Origin of the sequence: Salinivibrio sp. VYel1, from assembly GCF_009377945.1 — a bacterium.
In the GTDB taxonomy this organism is placed as follows: domain Bacteria; phylum Pseudomonadota; class Gammaproteobacteria; order Enterobacterales; family Vibrionaceae; genus Salinivibrio; species Salinivibrio siamensis.
This window is the reverse complement of the sequence record NZ_RSAM01000012.1, coordinates 82,923-108,368: the sequence shown is the minus strand read 5'-3', so window position 1 is coordinate 108,368 and position 25,446 is coordinate 82,923. Positions and strand designations below refer to the sequence as shown.

Annotated in this window: 26 protein-coding genes and 1 other annotated feature; of the genes, 14 read left to right on the top strand and 12 right to left on the bottom strand. The window is 50.8% G+C overall.

What is annotated here, in order from left to right; all coding sequences use genetic code 11:
• The first annotated feature begins 155 nt into the window (after nt 1-155).
• From EHW58_RS12385 to EHW58_RS12355, 6 genes are all read left to right on the top strand, one after another.
• Nucleotides 156-1,052: a hypothetical protein gene (locus tag EHW58_RS12385; protein WP_152796782.1), complete on the top strand. Its 897-nt coding sequence runs from the start codon at nt 156-158 to the stop codon at nt 1,050-1,052.
• A 151-nt stretch (nt 1,053-1,203) separates the two neighbouring features.
• Nucleotides 1,204-1,617: a hypothetical protein gene (locus EHW58_RS12380; RefSeq protein ID WP_152796780.1), complete on the top strand. Its 414-nt coding sequence runs from the start codon at nt 1,204-1,206 to the stop codon at nt 1,615-1,617.
• Nucleotides 1,618-1,662: 45 nt separating this feature from the next.
• On the top strand, nt 1,663-2,349 hold the full coding sequence (locus tag EHW58_RS12375) for a GNAT family N-acetyltransferase (RefSeq protein ID WP_172970040.1): 687 nt from the start codon (nt 1,663-1,665) through the stop codon (nt 2,347-2,349).
• Between the two features lie 227 nt (nt 2,350-2,576).
• Nucleotides 2,577-3,074, top strand: a complete 498-nt coding sequence (locus EHW58_RS12370) for an ASCH domain-containing protein (protein WP_152796776.1) — start codon at nt 2,577-2,579, stop codon at nt 3,072-3,074.
• A 159-nt stretch (nt 3,075-3,233) separates the two neighbouring features.
• Nucleotides 3,234-3,494: a type II toxin-antitoxin system Phd/YefM family antitoxin gene (locus EHW58_RS12360; protein ID WP_069590095.1), complete on the top strand. Its 261-nt coding sequence runs from the start codon at nt 3,234-3,236 to the stop codon at nt 3,492-3,494.
• A complete protein-coding gene (locus tag EHW58_RS12355; protein ID WP_216644429.1) occupies nt 3,481-3,750 on the top strand; it encodes a Txe/YoeB family addiction module toxin in 270 nt (89 codons plus the stop codon). Before EHW58_RS12360 ends, EHW58_RS12355 begins: the two co-directional genes overlap by 14 nt.
• A 78-nt stretch (nt 3,751-3,828) precedes the next feature.
• On the opposite strand, the gene EHW58_RS12350 is transcribed toward EHW58_RS12355, so the two are convergent.
• Nucleotides 3,829-4,593 carry a hypothetical protein gene (locus EHW58_RS12350; protein WP_152796775.1) on the bottom strand — a complete coding sequence of 255 codons (765 nt, stop codon included), beginning with the start codon at nt 4,591-4,593 and terminating at the stop codon, nt 3,829-3,831.
• 119 nt (nt 4,594-4,712) lie between these two features.
• Nucleotides 4,713-6,188 (bottom strand): sensor domain-containing diguanylate cyclase, encoded by a 1,476-nt coding sequence (locus EHW58_RS12345; RefSeq protein WP_052708002.1) that lies wholly within the window; start codon nt 6,186-6,188, stop codon nt 4,713-4,715.
• Between the two features lie 216 nt (nt 6,189-6,404).
• Here EHW58_RS12345 and EHW58_RS12340 point away from each other — a divergent pair, with 216 nt between their 5' ends.
• Complete coding sequence (locus EHW58_RS12340; RefSeq protein ID WP_152796773.1) at nt 6,405-6,800, top strand: hypothetical protein; 396 nt, start codon at nt 6,405-6,407, stop codon at nt 6,798-6,800.
• A gap of 79 nt (nt 6,801-6,879) precedes the next feature.
• Here EHW58_RS12340 and yciA read toward each other — a convergent pair whose 3' ends face one another.
• From yciA to EHW58_RS12325, 3 genes are all read right to left on the bottom strand, one after another.
• Nucleotides 6,880-7,278: an acyl-CoA thioester hydrolase YciA gene (yciA, locus tag EHW58_RS12335; RefSeq protein WP_152796771.1), complete on the bottom strand. Its 399-nt coding sequence runs from the start codon at nt 7,276-7,278 to the stop codon at nt 6,880-6,882.
• Between the two features lie 95 nt (nt 7,279-7,373).
• A complete protein-coding gene (locus tag EHW58_RS12330) occupies nt 7,374-7,916 on the bottom strand; it encodes a septation protein A (protein WP_077605981.1) in 543 nt (180 codons plus the stop codon).
• Nucleotides 7,917-8,061: 145 nt separating this feature from the next.
• Nucleotides 8,062-9,405, bottom strand: coding sequence for a sodium-dependent transporter (locus EHW58_RS12325; RefSeq protein WP_046073441.1), 1,344 nt, complete (start codon nt 9,403-9,405; stop codon nt 8,062-8,064).
• 517 nt (nt 9,406-9,922) lie between these two features.
• Between EHW58_RS12325 and cls the strand changes: the two genes are divergently transcribed.
• The 4 genes from cls (at nt 9,923) to EHW58_RS12305 (ending at nt 14,006) form a co-directional block, all read left to right on the top strand.
• Nucleotides 9,923-11,383 (top strand): cardiolipin synthase, encoded by a 1,461-nt coding sequence (gene cls, locus EHW58_RS12320; protein WP_152796768.1) that lies wholly within the window; start codon nt 9,923-9,925, stop codon nt 11,381-11,383.
• 194 nt (nt 11,384-11,577) lie between these two features.
• Complete coding sequence (locus EHW58_RS12315; protein ID WP_046073439.1) at nt 11,578-11,883, top strand: hypothetical protein; 306 nt, start codon at nt 11,578-11,580, stop codon at nt 11,881-11,883.
• Nucleotides 11,884-12,205: 322 nt separating this feature from the next.
• A complete protein-coding gene (locus EHW58_RS12310; protein ID WP_152796766.1) occupies nt 12,206-12,739 on the top strand; it encodes a molybdopterin-dependent oxidoreductase in 534 nt (177 codons plus the stop codon).
• Between the two features lie 10 nt (nt 12,740-12,749).
• Nucleotides 12,750-14,006 (top strand): GGDEF domain-containing protein, encoded by a 1,257-nt coding sequence (locus tag EHW58_RS12305; protein ID WP_152796764.1) that lies wholly within the window; start codon nt 12,750-12,752, stop codon nt 14,004-14,006.
• Between the two features lie 76 nt (nt 14,007-14,082).
• Here the strand turns inward: EHW58_RS12305 and trpA are convergent, their stop codons facing one another.
• The 7 genes from trpA to aroF form a co-directional block, all read right to left on the bottom strand.
• Entirely contained in the window at nt 14,083-14,898 is an 816-nt protein-coding gene (trpA, locus tag EHW58_RS12300) for a tryptophan synthase subunit alpha (RefSeq protein WP_370517162.1), read from the bottom strand.
• Nucleotides 14,898-16,091: a tryptophan synthase subunit beta gene (trpB, locus tag EHW58_RS12295; RefSeq protein WP_152796760.1), complete on the bottom strand. Its 1,194-nt coding sequence runs from the start codon at nt 16,089-16,091 to the stop codon at nt 14,898-14,900. Before trpB ends, trpA begins: the two co-directional genes overlap by 1 nt.
• 109 nt (nt 16,092-16,200) lie before the next feature.
• Nucleotides 16,201-17,589, bottom strand: coding sequence for a bifunctional indole-3-glycerol-phosphate synthase TrpC/phosphoribosylanthranilate isomerase TrpF (trpCF, locus tag EHW58_RS12290; RefSeq protein WP_152796758.1), 1,389 nt, complete (start codon nt 17,587-17,589; stop codon nt 16,201-16,203).
• Nucleotides 17,586-18,590, bottom strand: a complete 1,005-nt coding sequence (trpD, locus tag EHW58_RS12285) for an anthranilate phosphoribosyltransferase (protein ID WP_152796794.1) — start codon at nt 18,588-18,590, stop codon at nt 17,586-17,588. The genes trpCF and trpD overlap by 4 nt, the downstream gene beginning before the upstream one ends.
• Before the next feature lie 80 nt (nt 18,591-18,670).
• Nucleotides 18,671-19,285, bottom strand: a complete 615-nt coding sequence (locus EHW58_RS12280; protein WP_152796756.1) for an aminodeoxychorismate/anthranilate synthase component II — start codon at nt 19,283-19,285, stop codon at nt 18,671-18,673.
• A complete protein-coding gene (locus EHW58_RS12275; RefSeq protein WP_172970041.1) occupies nt 19,282-20,886 on the bottom strand; it encodes an anthranilate synthase component 1 in 1,605 nt (534 codons plus the stop codon). Before EHW58_RS12275 ends, EHW58_RS12280 begins: the two co-directional genes overlap by 4 nt.
• Entirely contained in the window at nt 20,883-21,896 is a 1,014-nt protein-coding gene (gene aroF, locus EHW58_RS12270) for a 3-deoxy-7-phosphoheptulonate synthase (RefSeq protein WP_152796754.1), read from the bottom strand. Before aroF ends, EHW58_RS12275 begins: the two co-directional genes overlap by 4 nt.
• 83 nt (nt 21,897-21,979) lie before the next feature.
• Nucleotides 21,980-22,074 (bottom strand) — a sequence feature (Trp leader region).
• Between the two features lie 415 nt (nt 22,075-22,489).
• Between aroF and EHW58_RS12265 the strand changes: the two genes are divergently transcribed.
• From EHW58_RS12265 to rluB, 3 genes are all read left to right on the top strand, one after another.
• The gene (locus EHW58_RS12265) at nt 22,490-23,392 is read left to right on the top strand and encodes a PHP domain-containing protein (RefSeq protein ID WP_152796752.1); all 903 of its coding nucleotides are present in this window, start codon (nt 22,490-22,492) and stop codon (nt 23,390-23,392) included.
• 106 nt (nt 23,393-23,498) lie between these two features.
• A complete protein-coding gene (locus EHW58_RS12260; protein ID WP_152796750.1) occupies nt 23,499-24,119 on the top strand; it encodes an L-threonylcarbamoyladenylate synthase in 621 nt (206 codons plus the stop codon).
• A gap of 307 nt (nt 24,120-24,426) precedes the next feature.
• Nucleotides 24,427-25,404, top strand: coding sequence for a 23S rRNA pseudouridine(2605) synthase RluB (rluB, locus tag EHW58_RS12255; protein ID WP_046073429.1), 978 nt, complete (start codon nt 24,427-24,429; stop codon nt 25,402-25,404).
• The last annotated feature ends 42 nt before the right edge of the window (nt 25,405-25,446 follow it).

Here is a 25,446-nt window from a genome sequence, read left to right as displayed (position 1 = left end):
AGCCGACCAAGATCAGCTTGGTGGCCAAACAGAAGCGCTGTCTCATGAATCCCAGTTTCTTAGAAAAGGTTTTAGCCGCAGGCATACCGGCGATGGTTGAAAAATAAACACTCATGCGCTCGCCCTGTGTCATTCGTTAGTGTCACGGAGGACATATGAACGATTCGGAATTGTTAGAACAAGCCTTACATAGTGGGGCAATCATTCATCAACCTCATGCGTTGAAAGCATTTTTATCAGCAAATTTCCTTGCTAAACGTTTTGGTGAAAATGACAAACTTTTTTCTCATACGTCTATTTTAATGGCTAATGATTCAGTTTTGGTACAGCCTACATATGAGGAATCTGTTCAAGCACCAGCATTACAAGATTTTCGTATTCAAAGAATACTGAATCGTGGTATTTATCCCGCAGCTTATCAAGCTACTTTTCAGTGGTATCAAAACAAAGGTTTTGATGAGGTTTTTCGCCACTTTGCCACCAAAGCAGCATCTGATAATGAATACTTATCCCACCATGTGACGATATTGCTTGCAATGAATAGTGTCTATAGGCAATTGAATGAACATCAGATCCCAGCCTTTCTTAATCGTTTTACAGAGTTCGTTACGTCTACGTTTTCAAATATAGATAGCGTTAACTCGAAACCAGTGCCAGTAAAGGCCAGTCTCTCAGATGTATTATCATCTTGTATTGAGCAGTTTGGTTTCTTTGGACACAACTTGATCACTTTGGCTTGGCTATTACGTTGCAAAGATCAGTTATCAACATCACTGTATGAAGCAATGCTGTCAAACTTATATGTTCAGGCCAATAGTCCTTTGGAAGACCCCGAAGATGAAATCGATCAAGTCATATGGGGGCAATGCAAGGCTGAGCCGGGTATAGAATCGTTTGAATCACGTATAAATTGCTTAATCTTTGATTACACGTCAAATTTGCATCAAATAACATTTGCTGATGCTCTATGCTTGTTACAATCTGAGTTTCCGCAATATACGGAAGATTTAAATAAAATAGCGAAATATCAATGCCTTGTTCTTGAAAAATGAAACTAAAAAACGCTTAAATACGGATTCGCAACGCGTAGCATTTGTGGTTTGCGGCAGATTTAGTAATTTAGGTGGTATGCGGTAACATCGGTATTGCGTTGCACACCACGTAAGCGGGCATTTTCTATGTCAGGGAAGATCGAGAAATTAAATGAAAATTAAGCATTTGTCTGTTAATTCATGCCGACCGAAGCGTAGCTCGGAGATTTTAGCTGAGCTGACAAATGGTGAGGCTAAAGCATTTCCTTCAAAGACGATGACTGGTGCATGGATGTGTGTTTGGAGCGAGAGTGATAACGAACTAATAGAGCTCATTCCAGTGCAGTATAAATTGACGTTCGGCGACTTAGCTGCAATTTATGAAGATCAAGGTAAAAAGCAAAATTTTCATGCTTCTCACTTTATGCTCGAAGCAAACAAAACGGTAGATGAGTTAGTTGCGATAGCAGAGAAATATCAATTAACTCATCGATTTAGAAAACACTTTGGTGGTCCTTTGTATGAGGTTTGGCTAGAAGATGGCCTGCTAGTTGAATTTTGCTCTGCCGAAATTTCAAAACTTTAAGTGTCGCGTAGCCGGCACTTTTGACTAAGTATGGAGTATAAAGCGATGGATAGCATTGATAAATCTTGGCTTGCGCGTTTGGGCGTGAATCAGATTGAGAGCAATTATATTTTCACTGGTTGTGAATACTATAAACGAGGCGGCGAAGAGGATTTAGCGTTTCTGTATGCGTCTGATAACCTGACACTGGTCAGCTGCAATGAAGACGTTCGCACACATCTAGAAAAATCTAAGCTGCGATCGCTGTATGACTATATCGACGATGTGAACTCTCAAGCGTTTGAGGTCTATATCGATGATATTGACTATTATCTATCAGGTCATATTTGTGACGCTAAATCAAAGGTAGAGGTTGTTCAGCTCACGCTGGACGCCCATCGGGAGCACATCGAACAATTTATTACAGGGTTTGATGAGGAAGAATTATTTAAAGCGGATTTAAGTCTGGACTCAGACTATTTCTATATGGCATATCTGGAAGGTCAGCCTGTTGGGATCATTGCATCATATTGTGGTGTCGAGCCCTTTGAATCGCTGTCTATCTTAGTGACACCAAACTGTCGTCAGCGCGGTGTCGGCAAGGCACTGATTTCAAGGTGGGTCAAAGAGGTTGAAAAGAGGGGACGTGTCGCCCGATATCGTGCCAACCGGGAAAATATTGCCTCTCGACGCCTTTGCGAGTCGTTAGGCTTTGTTGCTCACAGCCATATTCAAATACTGGCAGAACTATGAGTAGCGGCAACGACCCAATACGCATTGGTGGAGTTATCGCAATATGATAAGTGGGAGAGTCGTTTGTACCTTATGTGCGGAAAATGCCGTCAGGCGAGGTAGGCACAAGAATGTGGCGAGAGCTATGGATTGTCGAAGGCTGTGATGACACCTATCCGATAAAACTTCGCTTTCAGGAGGCGGGAGCTGGCGCCGCGAATTGGATAATTGAATAAACAAGGACACTCATGAATACAGAACAACAGGCATTTTTAAACACCTACCTTGCCACTTTAACTGACGCAGAACGTCAGGCCGTGCCTGAAACGATTGCCGAGTACTTTTGCGCGGATGAATACAATGCTAACGAATGCGCCCGTTTGATTGATCAAGGCATAAAACGCGCATCGTGTAGCTTAAAAGCATGCTACGAGATAGAAAACGAACCTTACCCGCAAGTCGGGCGTTTAACCGTGGTGCTTAACTGGGCGCAGCAGCCGGTTTGTATTATTAAAGTGACTGAAGTGAGCGAGTGCCCGTTTGATCAAGTGACTGCTGAGTTCGCCGCAGCGGAAGGAGAGGGCGATAAGAGTTATGCGTGGTGGCGGCAGGCACATCTTGCGTTTTTTGAGGAAGAGGGGCAAGCACTTGGCGTGCCGTTTACAACCCAATCCCCTTTGGTGTTAGAGCGCTTTGAGAAAGTCTATCCGCTTGATCACCATGAAAATGAGCAGGTGAGCGCATGATAAAACAAGTCGGTCAAACGCCCATCCAACCCGAACACTTGGCTCGCTGTCATTGCGGGACAGTTGTGCTCAGCGAATAGCGACTAGACATGTTCTTTAAGTTGTACATGTCTAGTTTGTTGCTCTATACTTCGATGGTGTAAGAATAGGAGTGATCCGATGAAAATCATTTCGTTTACTGAAGCGAGAAATGGCCTCAAAACGGTATTAGATGGGGTGGTTGACGACGCTGATACCGCTATCATCACCCGACGTGATGCAGAGGATGCGGTGGTGATGTCGCTTGACTACTACAACAGCCTTATGGAAACCGTCCACCTGTTGCGCTCGCCCGCAAATGCTGAGCACCTAAATCGCTCTATTACTCAGTACAAGATGGGGAAAGCGATGGAGCACGCGTTAGTCGATGACGATGAGTAGTCGCTTACTTTGCTGGACGGATGATGCGTGGCGTGACTACGTATACTGGCAAAGTCAGGATAGAAAAACACTCAAGCGAATCAACAAGCTCATCATCGATGTAAAACGAACGCCATTCGAGGGGATAGGTAAGCCTGAGTCACTAAAAGAAAATCTGACAGGCTTCTGGTCGCGGCGTATTGATGACACCAATCGGCTGGTTTACGCCGTGGATGATACGTCTATTACGATCCTATCTTGCCGATATCACTATTAGTCACCTAGCGCCTGCGGTGCACAATGGCACAATGAAGGCGCGAGGCGTCATGCTCACCACCCTCAATAAAATCACTCCTTATAACGCCTCTGGATAGTGCGTTTTCAGTAATTCTTCGACCACCGCCAGGTTCTGTCCGAGCTTTCTCAGTGCCAGCAAGCGTGTTTTGCTAAATTTAGCGTCTTTTTGCACCAAGCGCATGATGTAGGCAGCGCGTTTGCCTTGGTAGACATCCTCTGATTTATGGAAAAAAGCGTTACAGAACAGCAGCGCATCACCTGCATCCAACGCAGGCGTCACCTTACCTTTCTCCATATAGTCATACTCTTGCTGAGTGATGTGAAACGGCGGGTGCTCGGGCACCGACGGGTCGGCAATGCGCACCAGTGAGTGCAATTGATTGGCTTCGCGGATCAGCGATAGGCGCACCGCTCCCTCTTCCATCACGATAGATAACTGCCCTGAGCCGGGTTCTTTCACTGGCGTCAGCGGGATCCATACCGTGAGCATATCTTCCGGCCGCTCCATAAAGCCAATCGAGTCAAAATCGGTATGGAAAGGAAAGCCTTGATCCTCGGGCGTTTTCTCCAAATATAAATCGGCCAAAATGCGATAGTCTGGTAGCAGTGCCTCAATGGTGTCGGCGATGTTGAGATCTGGGTCGCGGAATACCATGGGCCCATAGATCGCTTTTTTGTAAATGTCGGCATACCAAGTTTGCCCATTTGGCATGGCGTCGAGTTTGGCAGCGAGAGCCGTTTGTGTCTCTAGGCTCAGTACGCCAGGGACGACTTTGCCGTGATGAGGAGAGAGGTTGTCGAGAAAATCCGGGCGAGCTGGCATAGAAGCTCCTTGAGGGGGATATAAAATCGAGTGTGTTAGATGTAGTTTAGCAAATCACCGTCTTCACTGAATAACGGCGGTGGCGAGATAAATGTACTGACCGAGAATGCCCTACAAGTTTAAGCGTAACTGACGACCCGGTTGCGTCCAGAGAGTTTGGCGTTGTATAAAGCGTCATCGGCATGCTGGTAGAGGTGCTTAGCATCGAGCTGGGCCGCGTCGAGCTCTGCACAGCCAATTGACACGGACACACGGATAGCGGGGGAGTAGTCGAGGATCGAATGTTGGTCGTAAACGGCCTCGCAGAGCTGAGCGGCATAGTGCTGCGCCGCTTTTTGGTCGGTATTCGCCAACAGACAAGCGAACTCTTCCCCGCCAATGCGATAAATGTTGCTGTGCAGAGGAAGATGCGTTTCGAGTAATGACGCGAAGGCTTCGAGGACGTGATCGCCAACGATATGGCCGTAGTTATCGTTGATGCGTTTAAAATGGTCGATATCAATAATAAGCAGGGATAGAGGCTGATGTCGGTACCGGGCTTGTTCACCAAAGCGGGCAAGGTCACTGGCAAATTGACGGCGGTTGTATAGTTGTGTCAGCGGGTCAGTCGCAGCTTGGCGCATTAATGCTTGTTCTTCCGCCTTACGCTGACTGATATCCCACATCACCCCAGCGACCACACCTTGAGGCTTATTTTTCGGATCATTATTGGTGGTGATTTCTACCCACGTATATTCACCATTATCACGTTTAACCTGTAAGTCCATTTTTAGCTCGTTGCCAGCGGGCGATAAAAAATGGCGCACCCGCGAGAAAAACGCTCGACGATACTGAGGATGAATGCGGCGCAGCCAGTGTCGGCTGGTGTAGGTACGGGAGTCACGAATACTGCTGGCAGCACTGTCACCGATGATCTCTGACGAGCACCAACAGATACCGCGTTGAACATCCACTTGCCAGGTGCTGCAGTGGGTATTGTCTTTAATGATTTCGATTTGCCGTTGTTTAGAAAACAGCTCGTTTTTTAGCACTGTACTGGCGATGAGATGTCCCGTGGCGCGCAGCAAGGTCACATCACTTTCTGACCAGCGTTGTTCACGCTCGCAATCATCAAACCCTAGTGTTCCCCACCATTTATTATCGACAATGATGGGGATGGTTAACATCGATAAAATGCGCTGTTGTGTTAAATAGCGTTTGAGCCAGGATGAGGGTAATTGATCAGTAATGACAGATTGATACTCGCCACGTTGTCGGCTTTCTATCAGCTCGCGGTACTCGGGGTGAGCGAGGCTAGAGCTAAAATGATTGAAGTGGGGGAGACGAATTTGCGCATACTTCTTCTCGTTGGCCCATTCAAAAACATAATCTTGCAAAATATCGCTGTCGCTGAGTGCTAATACTTGAAACACCCACACGCGACTCACTTGCGTGACAGCTCCAATTTCAGCGAGCAAGTGATTAATATTGGCAAGCCTGTCGTCACCACTGACCAGCATGTCTGCGCCGCGTAGCACAGCCGACAGCAGGTCGACATTCAGCTCAGAGAGCTGGTGTCTATCAAGTTCAGGTTGGATCCCGGTTAGGATGGTCATGCGATAGTCCGTTATCTACAAAGTCACCACTTTGTTGAGCGTAGCAGGCGCGTGTATAAATAGTTAACACAGAACACATTAAATATTCAGTGTTGTGGGTCACGTTTGCGTTTAGTCGCACTCGCTCTGTTAGTAAAAATAGACATAATCATCGCCGCAGTGGAATGAGTGCTGCGACAGTGTGAGTGGCTAACACACCTTGATATGGAAATAAGTATGAGAAAGTCAGTGGTAATAAAGCAAACCCCAACCCGTTTATGTGTGAATGATGACTGTTACACGATGCACAATATTGTTGATGCCAGCGTTGAAGAACTCACGTGGAAAGATCACCTGCTGAGGATGTTGGGGTTAGGAATACTAAGCGCGAGCTTTTTGTTTTTTATGTTGGTCGGTGAGCTGCCTTACGCGGAGTATTTGCCTGCAGTGGGCTTTGCTGCAGGCGCGTTGTTAGCTTTGCTGACAAGCGCAAAATACGTGCTACGCATTGAATATAACCACCAGGATGACACGGGCGTGCAATGGCTGACCATCGCCAAAAGCGGAAAGAAAACAGATAAATTGCTTTTTGATCAGCACGTCGCGCAATTAAAGCGGTTGTTAATCTCATAGCCATGCCGGTGGCGATGTTTATCGAGCGGATACACGAAGGGCCTGCAATTTAACAGGCCCTTTTTACTTGTTGATCGCGTTATTTATTGATTGCGCGAGGGCGGCCGTTTTCATCAATCGCAACATAATTAAAGGTTGCATGACTAACCTTGTTGCGATCGCCAATCTCATCATGACTGACGGGCTTAACCCAGACCTCAAGCTCAATGGTAATCGAGGTATTGCCGATACGTTGGCACGTGCCGTAGCAGCAAACCACATCGCCGACACTGACGGGCGATTTAAATGTAATGTCGTTGACAGAGACAGTGACAACGCGTCCACCAGAAATCTCTTTGGCGAGAATTGCGCCGGCTAAATCGAGCTGGGACATGATCCAACCACCAAAAATGTCCCCATTGGCGTTGGTATCGGCGGGCATGGCTAATGTACGAAGCAGCAGTTGGCCACGTGGGCAGTTGTTTTTATTGTCAGGCATGGTTCTCTTCACATCTTATCGCAAAGGGGCATGCACCCCCTTTTTTATAGAACAGACAAGAATTGTGACCGCTAACACAGCATTTGGGCAAGTTTTTATTGGTCTGAGTTGCTCTCTTTGGGCATATGGCGATAGATATACACCCCAGTTGCAATCATAAACAGGAAGGTCAGGATTAAAGTGCCGAAGACCTTAAAGTTCACCCAGGTATCAAGCGGCATACTATAAGCAACATAAATGTTCACGCCGGCTAATAGGGAAAAGAACCCAATCCAGGCCCAGTTAATGGTGCGCCACACGCGTTCTGGCAGTGTAATCTCTTTGCTGAGCATATTCTTGATCAAAGGCTTACCCATCGCCTCGGACACCGCCAAGCCAATGGCGAATAAGACATACACAATGGTGACTTTCCACTTGATGAAGTTGTCATCGTGAAAAAATAGCGTCATGCCGCCAAATATGGCGACCAGAACGGCGGTGATGATTTGCATCTTTTCAACGCGTTTATACAACGCCCAAACCAGCACAACTTGCACTAGGGTGGCGATGATCAGTGCACCGGTTGCCATATAAATATCGTAAAATTTGTATAAGGCAAAAAAGATAATTAAAGGGATAAAATCAATCAGTTGTTTCATAACGCCGCCGCGTAACTAGGTGTATTTAAGCTAAGTATGTACGCAGTGTACCCAAATGCGCAGAGAGGGGAAACGACAAGGCGGAGAGAGAAAAGATAACAAGGTAGGCGCCTTGGCAGGGGGGGTTGCCAAGGCGCGTTGAAGATTAAATCCAATCCCAGCCGAACACCAGTAGCATCAGTATCGGGCAGATAACACGAACATAGCCTGGCCAGATTTTCCAAAACCAGGTTTCGCCAAGCTCAGGGCTACCTTGCACCAGCTCTTTCAAGATTTCGTTGCGGTGCCATAGCCAGCCTGCAACCAACGCAAACAGCAGGCCAAGGATAGGCTGTGCGTACTCGGTGGTGACGGTAACCACCAAGCCAAACAGATCGCCAAAGTTGTAAACAATCACCGCCGAGGCAATGGTGATAAGGCCGCCAATCCACCATACCGCTTTCTCTCGTGATTGACGGAATTCCTCAGTAGCACAGGCTACAGGTACTTCAAGCAATGAGATGGCTGAGGTGAGGGCGGCAATGACCATCAGCAAGAAGAAGGCAAAACCGACAAAGATGCCCGCTGTTCCCATGGTGTCGAACATGGCAGGGAGGACACTGAATACTAGTGTGTCACTGCTGAGGAGCGCGCCTGCATCGCTGTAGATAGCCACGCCATTGTGTTGGGCAACAAACATGGCAGGCATGATCAATAGCCCCGCAATAAAGGCGATGCCCGTATCCAGCAGTGCTACTTGTGCAGCAGTTTTAGGAATGTTGGCGGTTTTGGACAAATACGAGCCGTATACCATCATCACGCACACACCCAGAGAGAGTGAGAAAAACGCTTGCCCCATGGCACTCACGACCAGCCCCGGCGAGAGGTGCGACATATCTGGGATCAGGTACATCTTCAGCCCTTCCATCGCGCCAGGCTGAAATAAAATGTAAACCACCATGATCACGAACAGTAAAAAGAGGACGGGCATTAAACGTGACGACCAGCGTTCGATCCCGTTGGCAATACCATTACGGACCACCAAAATCGTCGGCACCATAAAGCACAGCATTAATGCGAGGTTACGGGTCTCGCTAAATGACTCTAACCATGCTGCCGCATCGGTAAAGCCTATTAATGCAAGTAAGGGGGAGACCATATAGCCCACCAACCAACCGGCCACGATGGTGTAAAAGCTTAAAATGCCAGTCGCGCCGAGTAAGCCGACTAATCCAAGTAACCGACCAATCCATTTTTGTCCACCGGATACGGCTGACAGTGAGCGAACGGGGTTTGCATTGCCATAGCGTCCAATAGTGAGTTCTGCTATCAAAAGGGGATACGCTAGGACAAAGACCATCAGCAAATAAATAAACAGAAAAACGGCGCCGCCGTTTGAGGCTGTTTGCGTGGGGAAACCCCAAATGTTGCCGAGCCCAATCGCAGAGCCGGCTGCCGCCAAGATAAACCCTAATCGGGATGAAAATTGTGCGCGTTGTGTGTTTGCCATACCTACTCGATATCGTATTCGATAATTAATTGATTTTTATGGGCGCATACTCAGTTGCTCCCGTCAGGTGCTCGCTCATGGTGTAAACTAATAATTACACTATGAGACGAGTGGTTCCCTCTACAAAGACTCGTAAGTAAACCAGTTTATGCGTAGAATTTGAAGATCACGCCGTACGTAATGCCATCATATCGCCACATTTCCCCATATTCTCTCTCCGTGTGATTACTTAGTGTGCATCGATAAGGTGAATCCGCTGCCTATAGTGAGTATCACAGTGGCTTTCTCTATCGCAATTATTGATTTAACACATTGTTAACATTGCTGCTTTGGGTCACGTTAAAATGCACCTTGAGGTGCACTTAACATTATACTGGTGTGGCATTTATCACGATTTTTACGCCACTTGTCTTTTTCTAAAGACAAATCATGGCTTGCACCGAGTGGCAAGCTAGGCAGAATAGAGAAAGCGAGAGAACACGCTTTCGTCAGTTATTATTAAGGTGTGCAATTAGGCATGGAAAAAGTCTACGAGATCGTAACCTTACTGTTGCTCCTGGTCTATTGGTTAACCATTGCTGGGGTGACAGTCCGAGTGGTATTCAAGCGCCGCGCGCTGGGTGTATCGATCGCTTGGTTAATGATCATTTATATCCTCCCGATCGTGGGGGTGATTGCCTACCTGCTATTTGGCGAGCTTAACCTTGGTAAGACGCGTGCAATGCGAGCAAAAGCGATGTTTGAGCCATATCGTCAATGGCTGCTCAGTTTGCAGGCGTGCCCTGCACATCGTCCTCAGCATATCAATGAACAATCTCACCATGTCAATCGACTCTGCCATGCCCGAATTGGTGTGCCGGAGCTCACCGGCAACCAGCTGGCGTTGCAAACAGAACCGGCCGATATTCTTAAGTCGATCGCGCTTGATATTCGCCAAGCGCAAAAAAGCGTCGATATGGTGTTTTATATTTGGCATCCCGGCGGCCATGCCGATGAAGTTGCGCAGGCGGCCTGCGATACGGCCAAACGTGGGATCCCCGTGCGTATTATGCTGGACTCTGCCGGCAGTAAAGTTTTTTTCCGCAGCAAATGGCCACATGCAATGCGTGAAGCCGGCGTTGAGCTGATTGAAGCTCTTGCCGTGAATCCATTTCGGATGTTCTTCCGTCGCCTTGATATTCGCCAGCACCGCAAGGTGGCGATCATTGATAACCATATTGCCTATACTGGCTCGATGAACATGGTGGATCCTCGCTTTTTCAAGCAGGACGCGGGGGTCGGGCAATGGGTGGATGTAATGGTGCGGGTCTCGGGCCCTACGGTACCCGTTCTAAGTAGCGTGTTTGCGTGGGATTGGGAGGTGGAAACTGGGCTACGCGACTTGCCGTCATCGCCAGAGTGTTTGCTGATTGAAGATCACCAACATGCCAATCACGCGGTGCAAGCTATCCCGTCTGGACCTGGCTTGCCAGAAGGGATGATTCAACAAGTGCTGACTCTGGCTATTCATCAAGCAGAGAAGAGCATTGTGATCACCACCCCGTACTTGGTGCCAAGTGAAGGTCTGATGGTGAGCTTACAAACGGCCGCGCAGCGTGGGGTGTCAGTCACTCTGATTATTCCCGAGAAAAATGACTCCTTGATGGTGGAGTGGGCGAGCCGCTCGTTTTTTGAGGATTTAATGTCAGCAGGGATAGAAATCTACCGCTTCGGTGGTGGGTTATTACATACCAAATCCGTGTTGGTCGATGAGCAGTACTGCCTCGTGGGTACGGTTAACCTTGATATGCGCAGTTTATGGCTGAATTTTGAGCTCACGCTGACCGTCGACGATCCCGAGTTTTGTGCGAATATTCATGCGCTACATCGACACTATTTGGCACAATCGACCCGCATTAGTGCGGACGCTTGGCAACAAAGACCGGTCTATCATAAGCCGATTGAGCAGTTCTTTTACATGTTTAGCCCGCTGTTGTAAGGGGGGCTGAGTCGCTGGGCGAATTCATTTACCGTATGCAGTATTATTGAATAAGTATTTGTTTTTGCATGGGGTGATGCAACAAGAATGTAACCATCTATGATCTTAAGCAATACAAAGCTGGATAGTCCTCCATCCCTTATGGCTAAGCACTATAATAGGGAGTGCCCCAAGTCGAGTGATAGGAGGCTAACATGTCTATCCATTCACGTAGTTATACTTTAAACACCACCCCCGCGCGTCAAGCGCATGTGCGGGTGATCCCCAATGGCAATGTGACGGTGCACATCGCCGACGAGGAAAGCCCTCATCTCGCTGAATTTGATGAAGTGACGTTTCAGCGCAAAGGAAAAATCACCCAGTTATTGGCTGAGCATATTGAGCCTGGCAAACACGATAATTGGGCGTTACCTTTGAACCATCGCGATGCCAACGAGCTCGCGACATTGATCGATCAAGCTCAAGAAGAGTTTGAGATATTAATGCGCGACCTGAGCTAACACCCTGACCCACCAGTGCGTTTACTGGTGGGTCTTTTTTATCTTCATGACGTGCGGTCTGACCGTATTGACTCCCCGTTGTCTCAATTGTGCGAATTATCAATAAACCCGCTTGTTAGCACTGTTCAATATGCATCCTTTTGAAGCACACTAATCGCAAGTCCGCCACACGCGTGGCGAGATGCTAACAGGTGGCTCATTCTGGGCACGCAATACGCTTGGTCAGGGTGTGTCTGGTACGCAACCTAAACCTGTTTTTGTTGAGTGGTAACGGTTGAGCGACAGTTGGTAAACACAACCGTAGAGACGTCAATGGTGAGCGATGAACATACAATCATGCCCAACCTATATAACGGTATTTTGCGCGTCGACGCGCGTACTCATTCCCTTCGTGGTGGTATTTGTCTCTGTGCTCGCATTAGACAGCGCACAAGCTTCACTTCGTCTTCCTGTGTCTCTGACCCTCACGGTGGGCGATGCGGAGCGTATCACGTTTGATCGCCAACAATTAGATAGATTTCCTCACATCGATATCAGTACACACACGCCTTTTACCGCCGGGTTGCAAACCTTTCGAGGAGTCAAACTATCAACATTGCTTGAAGCCGCCAATGTCTCGCACTATCAAGCATTGACGCTTAATGCGATGGACCGCTATCAGGCACGTTTACCGCGGGATGTGGTGACACGCTATCAGCCCATTATTGCGTTTGAGCGCAATGGTAAACCGATGACCATTCGAACATTAGGGCCACTTTGGTTGATTTACCCTTTGGATGATTACCCGCAACTGCAATCCGATCGCTACTACGAGACGATGGTTTGGCAGTTAACAGACATTGAGGTTGAGCCTTGAGGAGGCATGAATGATGAGAAGTAAGCAATTGAAGATCATGCCTGCTAAGCGCGTGATCTTGGTTGGCTGTATCGCCTTAATGGCAGTCGGCGTGGTGTTGACGACGCACAAGATAACCAGCTTATCGGATCGGTTAACCAGCAGCCAAAGCAAACTTGTATGGTACATGCTTAGCTTGTCCAAAGAGTACGATGCACTGATGACGTTGCTGGCACGCTATCAAGGCGGAAAGAGCAGCTTTGATAATGTGGCGGTGCAGCATGAGATCTTGTGGAGCCGCTTTCCTGTCGCGATCAATATGGCTCGCGAACACACCGCATCACAGCCCAACCCTAGGATGTTGCTTAACGCGATATATCGCGATCTTCAGGCGAGCGAAGCTAGCTTCTATGCCTTACGCTTTTCTACACACAATATTGGTGACGTGATGGCGCGCTATCGCCAACAGCGGCAACAGCTGGAAGACTACTTTGCGCAGACACTGTCATTGCCAGGCAACGGTTATCGAGAACACACACGGCTTCTTAATCAACTTGGGCAGCTGACCACCATGATGACATTGGGGATGATGGCGGTTGGTGCGACGGTTCTGCTGCTTATCGCGCATGACGCGAAACGATACTACAAACTCGCCCGAGAGGATCAACTGACTGGCCTGAATAATCGACATTGGCTGTTTGATTCCTTGAACCACCGCTTTGCGACCTCGACAGAAGGGGTGGCGATTTTAGTGATTGATTTGGATGGTTTTAAGGCGATAAACGATACGCATGGGCATGATGTGGGTGATGTGTTTTTGCGCACACTGGCAAAGCGCTTTGCTGATGAACTCCCTAGTCATGCCGTTATCGCGCGATTAGGTGGCGATGAATTTGCGGCGATAATTCCCTATCAAGAGGCAAATATGCCTGGTGAGATAGCGACGACACTGGTCAATATTGCGCAACGACAATCGGTATTGCTTGGCCACCGGTGCAAAGTGTCAGCCAGTATTGGCCTGGCATTCGGGCAAAATAACATCAGTGGTGAAAGGCTACTGAGGTATGCGGATACGGCGATGTATGCGGCAAAACATGGCGGTAAAAACCAATATCGTGTTTACCATGACGCGATGCAAGCATCTGACCACCGACTGCACAGTCGTGGCGCGCGTCGACCAGCGCTGGAGAGCGACGACAGCAATGAAACACAGACTGATCAGGGTGATGCATTTAAGGTTTCGCTCGCGACAATCCGCCAAATCAGTAAACCTAATGCGCGTGAATGACGCTATCGCGAGCGTTAATAGGTGGGTGACGTGAAATGGGCAGGCAATTCTGCCCATTGTGGTAACTGGCGCCGTTTTATTGTTGCGTCGCCGCTTTCATTTCATGGACAAACTGCGTGAGCGTATGGAGCATCTTAGGTACATCATGTTGATGGTGCTCGATGATCTTCACCACCGCCGAGCCAGAAATGGCGCCTGCCGCCCCGGCGCTAATTGCCGCTTTGACTTGCTCAGGGGTCGAGATGCCAAAGCCAAGCAGCGGACGCGGTGCTTCATGATGATGCAAGGTGCCGAGTAAGTGCTCAACAGGCGTTCCCGCCTTGGCCTCGGCCCCAGTTACCCCCGCGCGCGACACCAGATAGGTATAGCCACGACCGAGCTCCGCAACCTGAGCTAAGGTTGCATCGTCTGCGTTAGGCGGGGCAATAAAAATCGGATCAATGCCCTGCGCCAAGGCTTGTTCACGAAATGGCGCAGATTCAGCAATTGGCACATCTGCCACGAGCACCGAATCGACACCCACTTCCGCGCAGCGGGTATAAAAAGCGTCAACACCACGTGCGTAGACGAGGTTAGCGTACATCAGCAGCCCAATCGGCACGTTAGGGTGTTTTTCGCGTATCGCTGCCAACATTTCAAAGCAGGTATCGGGGGTGGTGCCAGCCGATCTTGCTCTAATGGTTGCATCCTGAATGGTCGGCCCATCGGCCAATGGGTCAGAAAACGGCATGCCGAGCTCAAGCGCGTCGGCACCGCCCTCAACCAAGGCATCGACCACGGCGAGTGATTGTTCTGGATTTGGATCCCCCAAGGTGACAAAAGGAACAAAGGCACCTTGCTGTTTGGCATCCAGATTTGCGAACATCGCTTGATATCGAGTTGATGATGCCATCATGACAGCTCTCCTTTGCCTTCTAAAATGTCATATACAGTAAAGATATCTTTATCACCACGTCCGGATAGATTCACCACTAAAAGCTGCTCTTTGTCCGGCTCCGCCGCCATCATCTTTTGTGCATGGGCAATGGCATGGGCCGACTCCAGCGCGGGAATAATGCCTTCGTTGCGCGCAAGTGATTGAAACGCTTCTAAGGCTTCATCGTCGGTGACCGCCGGATATTCGGCGCGACCAATGGCGTTAAGGTGCGCATGCTGAGGCCCCACCGACGGGAAGTCTAACCCTGCAGACACTGAATACGACTCTTCCACTTGACCATATTCATCTTGCATTAATGGGGACTTCATACCGAAGAAAATACCGGGTTTGCCGTGCTTTAAGGGCGCGCCGTGTTGATCGGTATCGAGTCCTTTGCCTGCCGGCTCAACACCAATTAAACGCACGTCTTTGTCATCGATAAAGTCAGCAAACATGCCAATCGCGTTTGAGCCGCCACCCACACAGGCGATCACTGCATCCGGTAAGCGACCTTCTACCTGCTGAATTTGCGTGCGGGTTTCCTCGCCAATAATGCGTTGAAACTCGCGCACAATGGTCGGGAAGGGGTGCGGGCCCGCCGCAGTGCCGAGCAAATAGTGTGCGGTATCATAGTTGGCTGACCAGTCGCGCATCGCTTCGTTACATGCATCTTTTAACGTCGCTGAGCCCGCATGTACTGGGATCACAGTGGCACCCATCAGCTTCATTCGAAACACATTAGGGCTTTGGCGCTCAACGTCTTTGGCCCCCATGTAGATGCGGCATTTCAGCCCCAAGAGCGCACATGCCAATGCGGTCGCCACACCGTGTTGACCGGCTCCGGTTTCGGCAATGATCTCTGATTTGCCCATACGCTGGGCAAGCATCGCTTGGCCCAGTACTTGGTTGGTTTTGTGCGCTCCGCCGTGTAGCAAGTCTTCACGCTTAAGATACAGCTTGGTGTTCGTCCCCTTGGTGAGGTTACGGCAAAGCGTCAACGCGGTGGGTCGTCCGGCATACTCTTGCAGCAGGCGGATAAAATCGTCTTTAAATTTCGGATCGTCTTGGGCATCAATAAACGCCTGTTCGAGCTGATCCAGCGCAGGCACCAGGATTTGGGGCACGTACTGACCACCAAATTCGCCAAAATACGGGTTAAGCTTGCTCATAATTATCCTTTTACGTCTTTAACTGGGGGCCGAGATACGTTGACTGTCTTGGCGACATCTATCCTCTCAGCCAAATCAATCATCTCGGCAAATCAACTATCTCGAAAAATCAATAGCGGCGAAGAGCGCGGAACGCCGCTTGTAACTTGTTGGCATCTTTCACGCCGGGCGCATGCTCGACGCCGGAGTTAAAATCCAGCCCGAGGCAGCCCTGTTCAGCCGCTTTGGCCGCATTCTCGGGGGTGAGCCCGCCGGCAATCATGACTTTGTCTTTGGCGGTTTTAGGAATCAGGTGCCAATCAAAGGTTTTACCCGTGCCGCCAGATTGTTGGCCGACTCGACTATCGATAAGGTGGCGGTCAGCATTCACGCCGTCTAAAGCCGGTGCGACATCAGAGACACCGTGCGCTTTCCAAATTTCACAGTGCACAGGGAGCTTTTCGCGCAATGCTTGTAGATACGCTGCGTCTTCATCACCATGCAGTTGCACCGCGTGAAGGCTTAGCTGTTGGGCATAGTCTGCTACGGTGTCCAGCGCATGATTTTGGAACACGCCCACATAGCGCAGCGGCGCGCCTTGCTGTACGCGCTCGGCCACGGCGGGTGTCACCGCGCGCGGGGAGTGCTCAACAAAAATAAGTCCGCCGTAGACAGCGCCAGCGTTATAGGCGGCGAGGGCATCGTCGGCGGTGGTGAGCCCACAGACTTTATTTTCCCCCAAGATCACTTTACGTAGCGCGAGGGTCAGATCAGGTTCTGCCATTAATGCACTGCCAATTAAAAAGCCATCCGCGTGGTGGGCAAGATCGCGCACATGACGATGGCTATGAATACCACTTTCTGAAATCACGATCGCTTTTTCGCCCACTTGTGGTGCTAAACGTTTGGTCCGCTCGCGATCGATGCTTAAATCACGTAAATTCCGGTTGTTAATGCCAATCACCACTGCCCCTAAGGCATTGGCACGCGCGAGCTCGTCTTCGGTGCTCACTTCAGTAAGCACGCCCAGCTTTAGCGACTCGGCTAAATCGGCCAGCTCGCGGTATTCGGCGTCGTCGAGTACTGACAGCATCAATAAGATCGCATCGGCTTGATAATGACGCGCGAGGTAAACCTGATAAGGGTCGATAATAAAATCTTTGCAAAGCACAGGCGCATCGACTTGTGCGCGCACGATCGGCAAGAAGTCAAAACTGCCCTGAAAGTGGTCCTCGTCCGTCAGGACTGAAATGGCCGCGGCAAAGGGTTGGTAGGCACGGGCGATACTGGCTGGATCGAAGTCTTCTCGAATCAACCCTTTTGAAGGCGAGGCTCTTTTGCACTCCAAGATAAACTGTGAGCCCTGTGCAGACAGCGCAGCACGAAAATCGCGATCACTGAGCGTTAGTTGGTCGATAAAGCTATCCAGCGGCTGAGTGCGCTTGCGCGCAGCCACCCAGCGTTTTTTGTCATCGACAATGCGGCCTAAAATGGTGTCGTTGAGGGCTGAGGTGGTCATACTGCGCTCCTTTGTGCTAACGCTTGCATGATGGTGTAAGGCTTGCCCGACGCCATCACGTCCAAGGCCTGTTGTGTGTTTGCTTTCAAATCTTCTTGTCCGAATAAGCGTAGCAATAGTGCCACATTGACGGCCACCGCGGCTTGCTGGGCGTCTGTGCCTTTACCTTGCAAAATCGCGCTAATTACCGCGCGGTTTTGCTCCGGTGTGCCCCCGGCAATGCTGTCCAGCGGGTGTTGGGATACACCAAAGTCGCTGGGTGTCAGGGTGTAATGTTCAATTTGGGTCGGGGTGATTTCTGCCACCGTTGTGGGGCCGTGGATAGCCACTTCATCCAGACCGTCACCATGAACCACGGCCGCACGGGTCATATTGAGGTTTTGCATGGTTTGTGCAATCGGCGCAACTAAGGCTTGGTTATACACGCCCATCAGCTCGATGCTAGGTTTCGCTGGGTTAATTAACGGCCCAAGCAGATTGAAGATGGTGCGGGTTTTCATCGCTTGGCGCACGGGCATCGCGTGTCGTACGCCGGTGTGGTATTGCGGGGCGAATAAAAAGCAAACGCCCAGATTATCCAAGGCCTCGCGGGCGTGGTCGGCAGGCATCGCCAAATCAATGCCAAAGGCGGCGAGTAAATCCGATGAGCCCGATTTGCTCGACACCCCGCGGTTACCGTGTTTGGCCACTTTAACGCCACAGGCGGCGGCGACAAAGGCGGCCGTGGTTGAAATATTAATGGTGTTCGCGCCATCGCCTCCGGTGCCAACGATATCGGCAAACGGATAACTAGGGCGGGGGAAAGGTTCGGCGTTGTCAGTCAGTGCTTTTGCCGCGCCCGCGATTTCTTCAGGCGTTTCCCCTTTAATCTTCAATGCGGTTAACGCAGCCGCTAATCGTGCTGGCTCGAGCTCGCCCTGAATGATCGCACTAAACAGCTGCTCGCTTTGCGCTTGGCTGAGTGACTGTTGTTGGTAAAGCGTCTCTAGTAGTTGATCCATCACTGTACTTAACCTCGGTATTTGTCTGTTCGAGCTCCGTGCTTATCTGGCACGTGTTGTTGTTAGCGCTGATGTTGTTGTTAGCACTGATAGTAGCCACTCGCCCAATCGATGGTGTGGGTGAGCAGGGCGGCGCCTTGTGCGGTCAAAATGGACTCTGGATGGAATTGATAACCGACCACGTAGTCGGTATTGCTCACCACCGCCATTACTTTCTGATCGTCGCCATCAAACACGGTGGCGATGACATCCAAGCTGGCAGGTACCTCAGTCGCCACCAGTGAGTGGTAACGGGCCACGGTGAGTGGGGATGCCAATGGGCCAAATACCGCATGCTGTTGGTGATGCATGGCCGAAGCCTTGCCGTGCATGATGGTGCCAGCACCGGCGACTGTGCCGCCGTAGGCTTCGACGATCGCTTGCTGACCCAGGCAAATCCCCAGCATCGGCACTTGGCCGCGTAGCCTCTCAATCAACGCGGGCATACAGCCGGCATCGGAAGGCGCACCTGGGCCGGGCGAGAGCACCAGTAGCGGCTGGGGCAGGGAGCGAATATGACGAACAATCGCCTCGGCCTCTAAATGATTGCGAAACACCGTGACTGGGTAACCCAGTGCGCGAAATTGATCCACCAAGTTGTAGGTAAAGGAGTCCATGTTATCGAGCAGGACGATGTCCATTAGCGGGGTACTCATGATTGGCCTCCTTGGTGGGCGGTTTGAATCGCGTGGATCACCGCTTGTGCTTTGCCGCGGGTTTCGTCCGCTTCGGCTTGAGGGTCAGAATCAAACACTACACCCGCGCCGGCTTGCACGGTGGCAACGCCGTTTTCAACGTAGGCAGAGCGGATCACAATACAGGTATCCATCTCACCCGAACCGGTAAAATAGCCCACGGCCCCGCCATAACTGCCGCGACGGCACTGTTCGGTGTCACGGATAAGTTGCATCGCGCGAAGCTTGGGCGCACCGGTGAGCGTGCCCATATTCATACAGGCTTGGTACGCATGCAGCGCGTCTAGATCGGGTTTCAGCTGACCCACCACCCGAGAAACTAAATGCATGACGTGGCTGTAGCGGTCGACTTTGAGCAAGTCGGCGACATGGCGGCTGCCGGGCGTGCTAATTCGCGCCACATCGTTGCGGGCCAAATCGACCAGCATCATGTGCTCGGCATTTTCTTTCTCATCATTGCGCAGCTCAAGCTCAATGCGGCTATCCAAGTCGTGATCAATGTCGCCTTGGGCGGTTTTCCCGCGTCGGCGCGTACCCGCGATGGGATAAATCTCAACCTGATTAGTCGCTTGAGTATATTTGAGGGCGCTTTCCGGCGAGGCGCCAAACAAGCTAAATTGGCTATCACGCAGATAAAACATATACGGGCTAGGGTTGCCGCGCTTCAGCGCCCGATAAGCATTGAGCGGCGAGGGACAGGCGAGGGTAAAGCGGCGCGATGGCACCACTTGAAACACATCTCCGGCAATGACGTGCTTTTTCAGCGCGTCAACTTGCTGACAAAAATCTGAATCGGAGACCGAAACCGCAACGCTGTGATCGGTCACTACGGGCGCTTCTGGAAGCGGCGCAGGCGATAAGCAGGCTTCTTTGATGCTTTGTAAACGACGCGATAAATCCACATAGTGAGCGCGGGCGTTATCACCACCAAATAAGGTGCCTTGTAAGCGCGCTTGGCGGTGCTGGTGGTCAATCACCAGTAAGCTTTCCGCGACATAAAACAGGTAGTCGGGGCAGTGCTCTGTGCCGTCCACCGCCGGTAGCGTTTCAGTGCTGGCCACCAAATCATAGGCAAAAAGGCCACCGACAAAGAGCGCATCGTCAGGTTGGTTATCCAACGCGATACTTTGTTTGATAACACGCAGGGCATCAAACACCGACGCTTGGCGCAGACGGGCGTCTTCATCCAACAGCGCGCCATTGTCGTTGGGATGGCGGAACGTCAACGTCAGGGCGGGAAAGTCTCCATCGTCGGCCTGCGCTACCTCACAGGCAAGGGCTTTCAGCGCTGCGCTCTGGGCGATGCTCTCCAGCAAATGACTGCCATTATGGGTGAGCGCTTGTAAGGTCACGCGCTGTCCGCGGCACTCAACGCGCACGGCGGCATCGACCAGCATCAGGCTTTTAAGGTTGCGTTTGGAGTCAATCTCTGCCGACTCCAACAGCATGCTATAAGGCTTATCTTGGCACACGGCGGCATATAACTCAGTCGGGTCGGCGACATAAGGCACCGAGAGTTGGAGCGTATCGAGCTCGCCATGTTGGGGATCATGAGTGTTCACAGCTTTCTCCCTGCCGCTTGCACAAAGGGGGTGAGTTCTTGCATCAGCTGCGCGAACATATCGCCGGTTAATGCTTGGTGGCCGTCTGACAATGCTTCGCTTGGGTTTAAGTGGCTTTCCACAATGATGCCATTCGCGCCCACGGCCGCCGCGGCGCGTGATAGTGGCGTCACCAGCTCTCGCACGCCGGTCCCGTGGCTTGGGTCGACCAACACAGGCAAATGGCTGCGCTGCTTCATCAAGGCCACGGCATTCAAATCCAAGGTGTTACGTGTGGCGGTTTCGTAAGTGCGAATGCCGCGTTCACATAAAATCACATTGGGGTTACCTGCATCGACAATATATTCCGCCGCCAGCAAACATTCTTCGATAGTGGCGGAAAGCCCACGTTTTAACAAGACAGGTTTGCCCGTTTCGCCTACCGCTTTGAGTAAGCCATAGTTTTGCATGTTACGTGCGCCAATTTGCAAACAATCAATGTACTCGCACACGGCGTCGACTTGACTAATTTCCATCACTTCTGACACGGTTGGCATGCCAGTCAGGTCACTGGCTTGTTTGAGCAGTTTTAATCCTTCAACCCCCATGCCTTGGAAATCATAAGGGCTGGTGCGAGGTTTAAAGGCGCCGCCCCGTAACACACGTGCGCCGTGCGTTTTAACGCGCTCCGCCACGGACAATAGTTGTTGTTCGGATTCCACCGAGCAGGGACCTGCCATAACCACGAAGTGTTGACCGCCCACGGGTACATTGCCGATATGCACCACGCTGTCATGCGGCTGTACATCACGGCTCACACGTTTGTACTTGGTTAAAATCGGTTTGACTTCCTCAACCAGCGGATTAGCCTCAAAATGGCATTGTTGCAGCACACGTTCATCACCCAGCGCGCCCAATACAATGCGTTCCACTCCCGGCATATAAAGCGGTTTTAAACCGCATTGCTCGATTTTATTGAGGAGGGCTTTGGCATCCTGCTCGGTGGCTTGGGGCTTAAGTACAATAATCATCAAATATCCTTTTAAACTATGGTTGCCGGTTACCGTGGCTGAATGCGTGGTGGCACGATAACGCGTGATGGCAAAACTGAGAGACAAAAACGCCCGCATCAGTGGCGGGCGTTGTGAATAAGGTAGCTGTTTATACAGCGCGTCACACCGCCCGTGAGGAGCCGTGCCACCAAATAAGCGCAACAGAGGTCATGGATGTCGCCAATACACTCACGGCCTGTTCGGCAGCTGGTGCAGTGTGAATCGAATGTGATCTAGACGCGGCGTTGAAATACATGCTGCGAGACTCCGTTGTGACTGTTACCCTTAGCGCCATATCGCTCCCCGAGACTGAGAAGTGGTGCGCGTTAACTTGTGTACTAGTAAACTGATATTTTGCTTCTGTGTCAACGGGGAAATCGAAAAGAATGCAGAAAAAGTGCGGACTAAACACACGATAAAAAAGAGCAAAGATATTCACCGTGCTCGCGAGCGCTGGTCAACTTGGCGCATTCACATCGACTGAGCCCGCATGGCGCGTACTCAGCCTCAGGCTGATATGGCGCAAACCGACAGTGCCAAGGCGCGAGCACATTAAGGAAACCCGGTACACCATGATCATTGATTTACATAGCCATACCACTGCCTCCGACGGCCGCTTATCGCCAAAAGACTTGGTGCAGCGCGCGGTCGAGCGTCGCGTGGGCGTGTTGGCGATTACCGACCACGACACCACCGCCGGGCTGGTAGAGGCGCAAGCAGAAATCGACCATCAAAACTTGCCCCTTACACTGGTCAATGGCATTGAAATTTCGACCTTGTGGCAGAACTTTGATATCCACATTGTAGGGTTAAATGTCGACCCCCAGCACCCGGCACTAACGGCATTGATTGCCGAACAAGCTGAGCGACGCCAACAACGGGCTGAGCTGATTGCTGAGCGGTTAGAGCGCTCGCACTACACAGGGGCGCTCGCAGGTGCGCGCGAACTGGCTGGCGATGCGCCGCTGACCCGTGCGCATTTTGCGCGCTGGTTGGTCGAGCACGGTCACGCGAAAACCATGCAGGCTTGTTTTAAGCGCTTTTTAACCCGAGGGAACACCGGCTATGCACCACCGAACTGGTGTTCGATTGCAGATGCGGTTGCGGCGATCCATGAGGCCGGTGGGCAGGCGGTGCTTGCTCATCCTGGCCGATACAAGCTCAAAGCCAAGTGGCTGAAACGATTACTGGCTGCGTTTTCTGACGCTAATGGCGATGCTATCGAAGTCGCTCTTCCTCAGCAGTCGCAACAAGAGCGTCGTTTGCTGGCCGATTACGCGCGAGATTATGGATTGTTGGCCTCGCTGGGATCGGATTTTCATTATCCTTCGCCGTGGACAGAGCTGGGCCGTAATTTATGGCTACCCAAAGATAGTCAGCCGGTTTGGCATGACTGGACGTGTTTAGAGGCGGCTGAACAAAACTGGCAATCAGTAAATCAACTAGATAGCGACAAGCCAGACGCGTTACAATAACGAAATACGTTATATTGATAGCGATAAGGATTATCCGGTGCGCAGACCATTCACGCTGGATTTGCGGTGCGCATCCCCATGGGGTCAAGCTACAGCAGGAGGAACCATGAGTCAGTTTTTTTATGTCCACCCAGAGAACCCGCAAGCGCGGCTGATCAAACAAGCGGTGGAAATTGTCCGAAACGGTGGAGTGATCATTTATCCGACCGATTCGGGCTATGCGCTTGGCTGTCAGCTTGAGAACAAACAAGCGTTAGAGCGTATTTGCCGTATTCGCGACCTCGATAAAGATCATAACTTCACCTTGTTGTGTCGCGATCTGTCTGAGTTATCACTGTACGCACGGGTCGATAACGTTGCATTTCGCTTGATTCGTAACAATACACCTGGTGCGTATACGTTTATTTTCAAAGCGACTAAAGAAGTGCCAAAACGTTTGATGAATCCAAAACGGAAAACCATTGGCATTCGTGTTCCAGATAACCAAATCGCTCTGGATTTGCTCGAGGCGCTGGGTGAGCCGCTAATGTCGACCTCACTGATTTTACCGGGTAACGACTTTACCGAATCCGATCCCGAAGCAATTCGCGATCATTTAGAGCACAGTGTGGATTTAATTATGCACGGTGGCGTATTAGGTGAGCACCCCACCACAGTGGTCGATTTCAGTGAAGGCATGCCTGAGGTTCGCCGTCACGGGAGTGGTGATCCCGCCCCGTTTGATTAATGCCTGACTGCGGGTGAACCAACGCATAGTGTCGCGCGTAATTACCCATGCAATGTTCTTGTTCTGATGTTGCGTCAACCTGTGGTTGACCTTCCATTCCCGCCCAGCCACCTTGCTGGGCGTTTTTTTGTCCAGGTGTTTTGCGATTGACTCAGCCACAACAGCTGATATGCCGTGAACGCGTGAAACTGTTTCTCTATCTCTACGCTTATTGGTATCATTAACGGCTGGCTAACTCATTATCGTTAGCTCTTATGCCAATCGTGACAGTGATGACGCCTGTGAAGGCGACAGTAAGGTAAAAAACATGAGCGAAAAATTACAGAAGGTGCTAGCGCGTGCTGGCGTAGGTTCACGCCGCGAAATGGAAGGATACATTCAAGCCGGCCGGGTGAGTGTTAATGGTGCCGTCGCCAAACTGGGTGACCGCCTTGATGATCCCAGTGCATTGGTGCGTGTTGATGGTCATGCGGTGCAGCTTAATGCGCCTTCTGAGTCTGTGTGTCGCGTTCTTGCATACAACAAGCCAGAGGGTGAACTGTGTACGCGAAGCGACCCAGAGGGGCGTCGTACGGTATTCGATCGCTTGCCCAAATTGAAAGATGCGCGCTGGGTAGCGGTTGGCCGTTTGGATGCCAATACCTCAGGCTTAATGCTGTTCACTACCGACGGTGAACTAGCGAATCGTTTGATGCACCCAAGCCGCCAAGTGCAACGTGAGTACATGGTGCGTGTGTTTGGTGACGTGAACGAAGATATGGTGAAAAACCTTGTTCACGGCGTAGAACTAGACGATGGCGTGGCGCGCTTTGAAGATGTCGTTTATGCGGGCGGCGAGGGGATGAATCACACTTTCTATGTGGTGATTACCGAAGGGCGCAACCGTGAAGTGCGTCGTTTGTGGGAAACCCAAGGTGTGACCGTAAGCCGTTTGAAGCGTGTGCGTTACGGCGATATCTATCTTGAAAAAGATCTGCCGCGTGGTGGTTGGCGTGAGATGGATCTGAAAGAAGTGAATTATCTGCGCGAAATGGTAGAGATGAAGCCAGAGTCGCAAACGGTTATCACGCCAGATGATCAAAAGCGTAAAAAGTCGCGCCAGAAGATCCGTCGTGCAGTACGCCGTTACGAAGAGCGTATCGATAGCAATGATAAGCCGAAGAAAACACGTCAGGCTCGTCGGGGTAACGCACCTGCGGCAGGACCGAAAGGCGGAAGCCCGAAAAAGGGCAATCAGCGCTCGGGCGCGCCGCGTGGTAAAGGCAAACCAAGAACGCGTAAGTAAGTCTGCGTGATGTTCGCTAAAGCCCGGCCATGTGCCGGGCTT

Excerpts from the sequence above, each read along its gene's own strand:
- EHW58_RS12310 (WP_152796766.1), top strand. The coding sequence starts at position 12,206 with ATGAACATACAATCATGCCCAACCTATATAACGGTATTTTGCGCGTCG.
- rluB (WP_046073429.1), top strand. The coding sequence starts at position 24,427 with ATGAGCGAAAAATTACAGAAGGTGCTAGCGCGTGCTGGCGTAGGTTCA.
- EHW58_RS12325 (WP_046073441.1), bottom strand. The coding sequence starts at position 9,405 with ATGGCAAACACACAACGCGCACAATTTTCATCCCGATTAGGGTTTATC.
- EHW58_RS12380 (WP_152796780.1), top strand. The coding sequence starts at position 1,204 with ATGAAAATTAAGCATTTGTCTGTTAATTCATGCCGACCGAAGCGTAGC.
- EHW58_RS12330 (WP_077605981.1), bottom strand. The coding sequence starts at position 7,916 with ATGAAACAACTGATTGATTTTATCCCTTTAATTATCTTTTTTGCCTTA.
- EHW58_RS12385 (WP_152796782.1), top strand. The coding sequence starts at position 156 with ATGAACGATTCGGAATTGTTAGAACAAGCCTTACATAGTGGGGCAATC.
- aroF (WP_152796754.1), bottom strand. The coding sequence starts at position 21,896 with ATGATTATTGTACTTAAGCCCCAAGCCACCGAGCAGGATGCCAAAGCC.
- EHW58_RS12360 (WP_069590095.1), top strand. The coding sequence starts at position 3,234 with ATGAAAATCATTTCGTTTACTGAAGCGAGAAATGGCCTCAAAACGGTA.
- EHW58_RS12355 (WP_216644429.1), top strand. The coding sequence starts at position 3,481 with ATGACGATGAGTAGTCGCTTACTTTGCTGGACGGATGATGCGTGGCGT.
- EHW58_RS12345 (WP_052708002.1), bottom strand. The coding sequence starts at position 6,188 with ATGACCATCCTAACCGGGATCCAACCTGAACTTGATAGACACCAGCTC.
- EHW58_RS12265 (WP_152796752.1), top strand. The coding sequence starts at position 22,490 with ATGATCATTGATTTACATAGCCATACCACTGCCTCCGACGGCCGCTTA.
- EHW58_RS12260 (WP_152796750.1), top strand. The coding sequence starts at position 23,499 with ATGAGTCAGTTTTTTTATGTCCACCCAGAGAACCCGCAAGCGCGGCTG.
- EHW58_RS12340 (WP_152796773.1), top strand. The coding sequence starts at position 6,405 with ATGAGAAAGTCAGTGGTAATAAAGCAAACCCCAACCCGTTTATGTGTG.
- trpB (WP_152796760.1), bottom strand. The coding sequence starts at position 16,091 with ATGAGCAAGCTTAACCCGTATTTTGGCGAATTTGGTGGTCAGTACGTG.
- yciA (WP_152796771.1), bottom strand. The coding sequence starts at position 7,278 with ATGCCTGACAATAAAAACAACTGCCCACGTGGCCAACTGCTGCTTCGT.
- EHW58_RS12315 (WP_046073439.1), top strand. The coding sequence starts at position 11,578 with ATGTCTATCCATTCACGTAGTTATACTTTAAACACCACCCCCGCGCGT.
- trpA (WP_370517162.1), bottom strand. The coding sequence starts at position 14,898 with ATGGCATCATCAACTCGATATCAAGCGATGTTCGCAAATCTGGATGCC.
- EHW58_RS12280 (WP_152796756.1), bottom strand. The coding sequence starts at position 19,285 with ATGAGTACCCCGCTAATGGACATCGTCCTGCTCGATAACATGGACTCC.
- EHW58_RS12350 (WP_152796775.1), bottom strand. The coding sequence starts at position 4,593 with ATGCCAGCTCGCCCGGATTTTCTCGACAACCTCTCTCCTCATCACGGC.
- EHW58_RS12305 (WP_152796764.1), top strand. The coding sequence starts at position 12,750 with ATGATGAGAAGTAAGCAATTGAAGATCATGCCTGCTAAGCGCGTGATC.
- trpD (WP_152796794.1), bottom strand. The coding sequence starts at position 18,590 with ATGGATCAACTACTAGAGACGCTTTACCAACAACAGTCACTCAGCCAA.
- trpCF (WP_152796758.1), bottom strand. The coding sequence starts at position 17,589 with ATGACCACCTCAGCCCTCAACGACACCATTTTAGGCCGCATTGTCGAT.
- EHW58_RS12375 (WP_172970040.1), top strand. The coding sequence starts at position 1,663 with ATGGATAGCATTGATAAATCTTGGCTTGCGCGTTTGGGCGTGAATCAG.
- EHW58_RS12370 (WP_152796776.1), top strand. The coding sequence starts at position 2,577 with ATGAATACAGAACAACAGGCATTTTTAAACACCTACCTTGCCACTTTA.
- cls (WP_152796768.1), top strand. The coding sequence starts at position 9,923 with ATGGAAAAAGTCTACGAGATCGTAACCTTACTGTTGCTCCTGGTCTAT.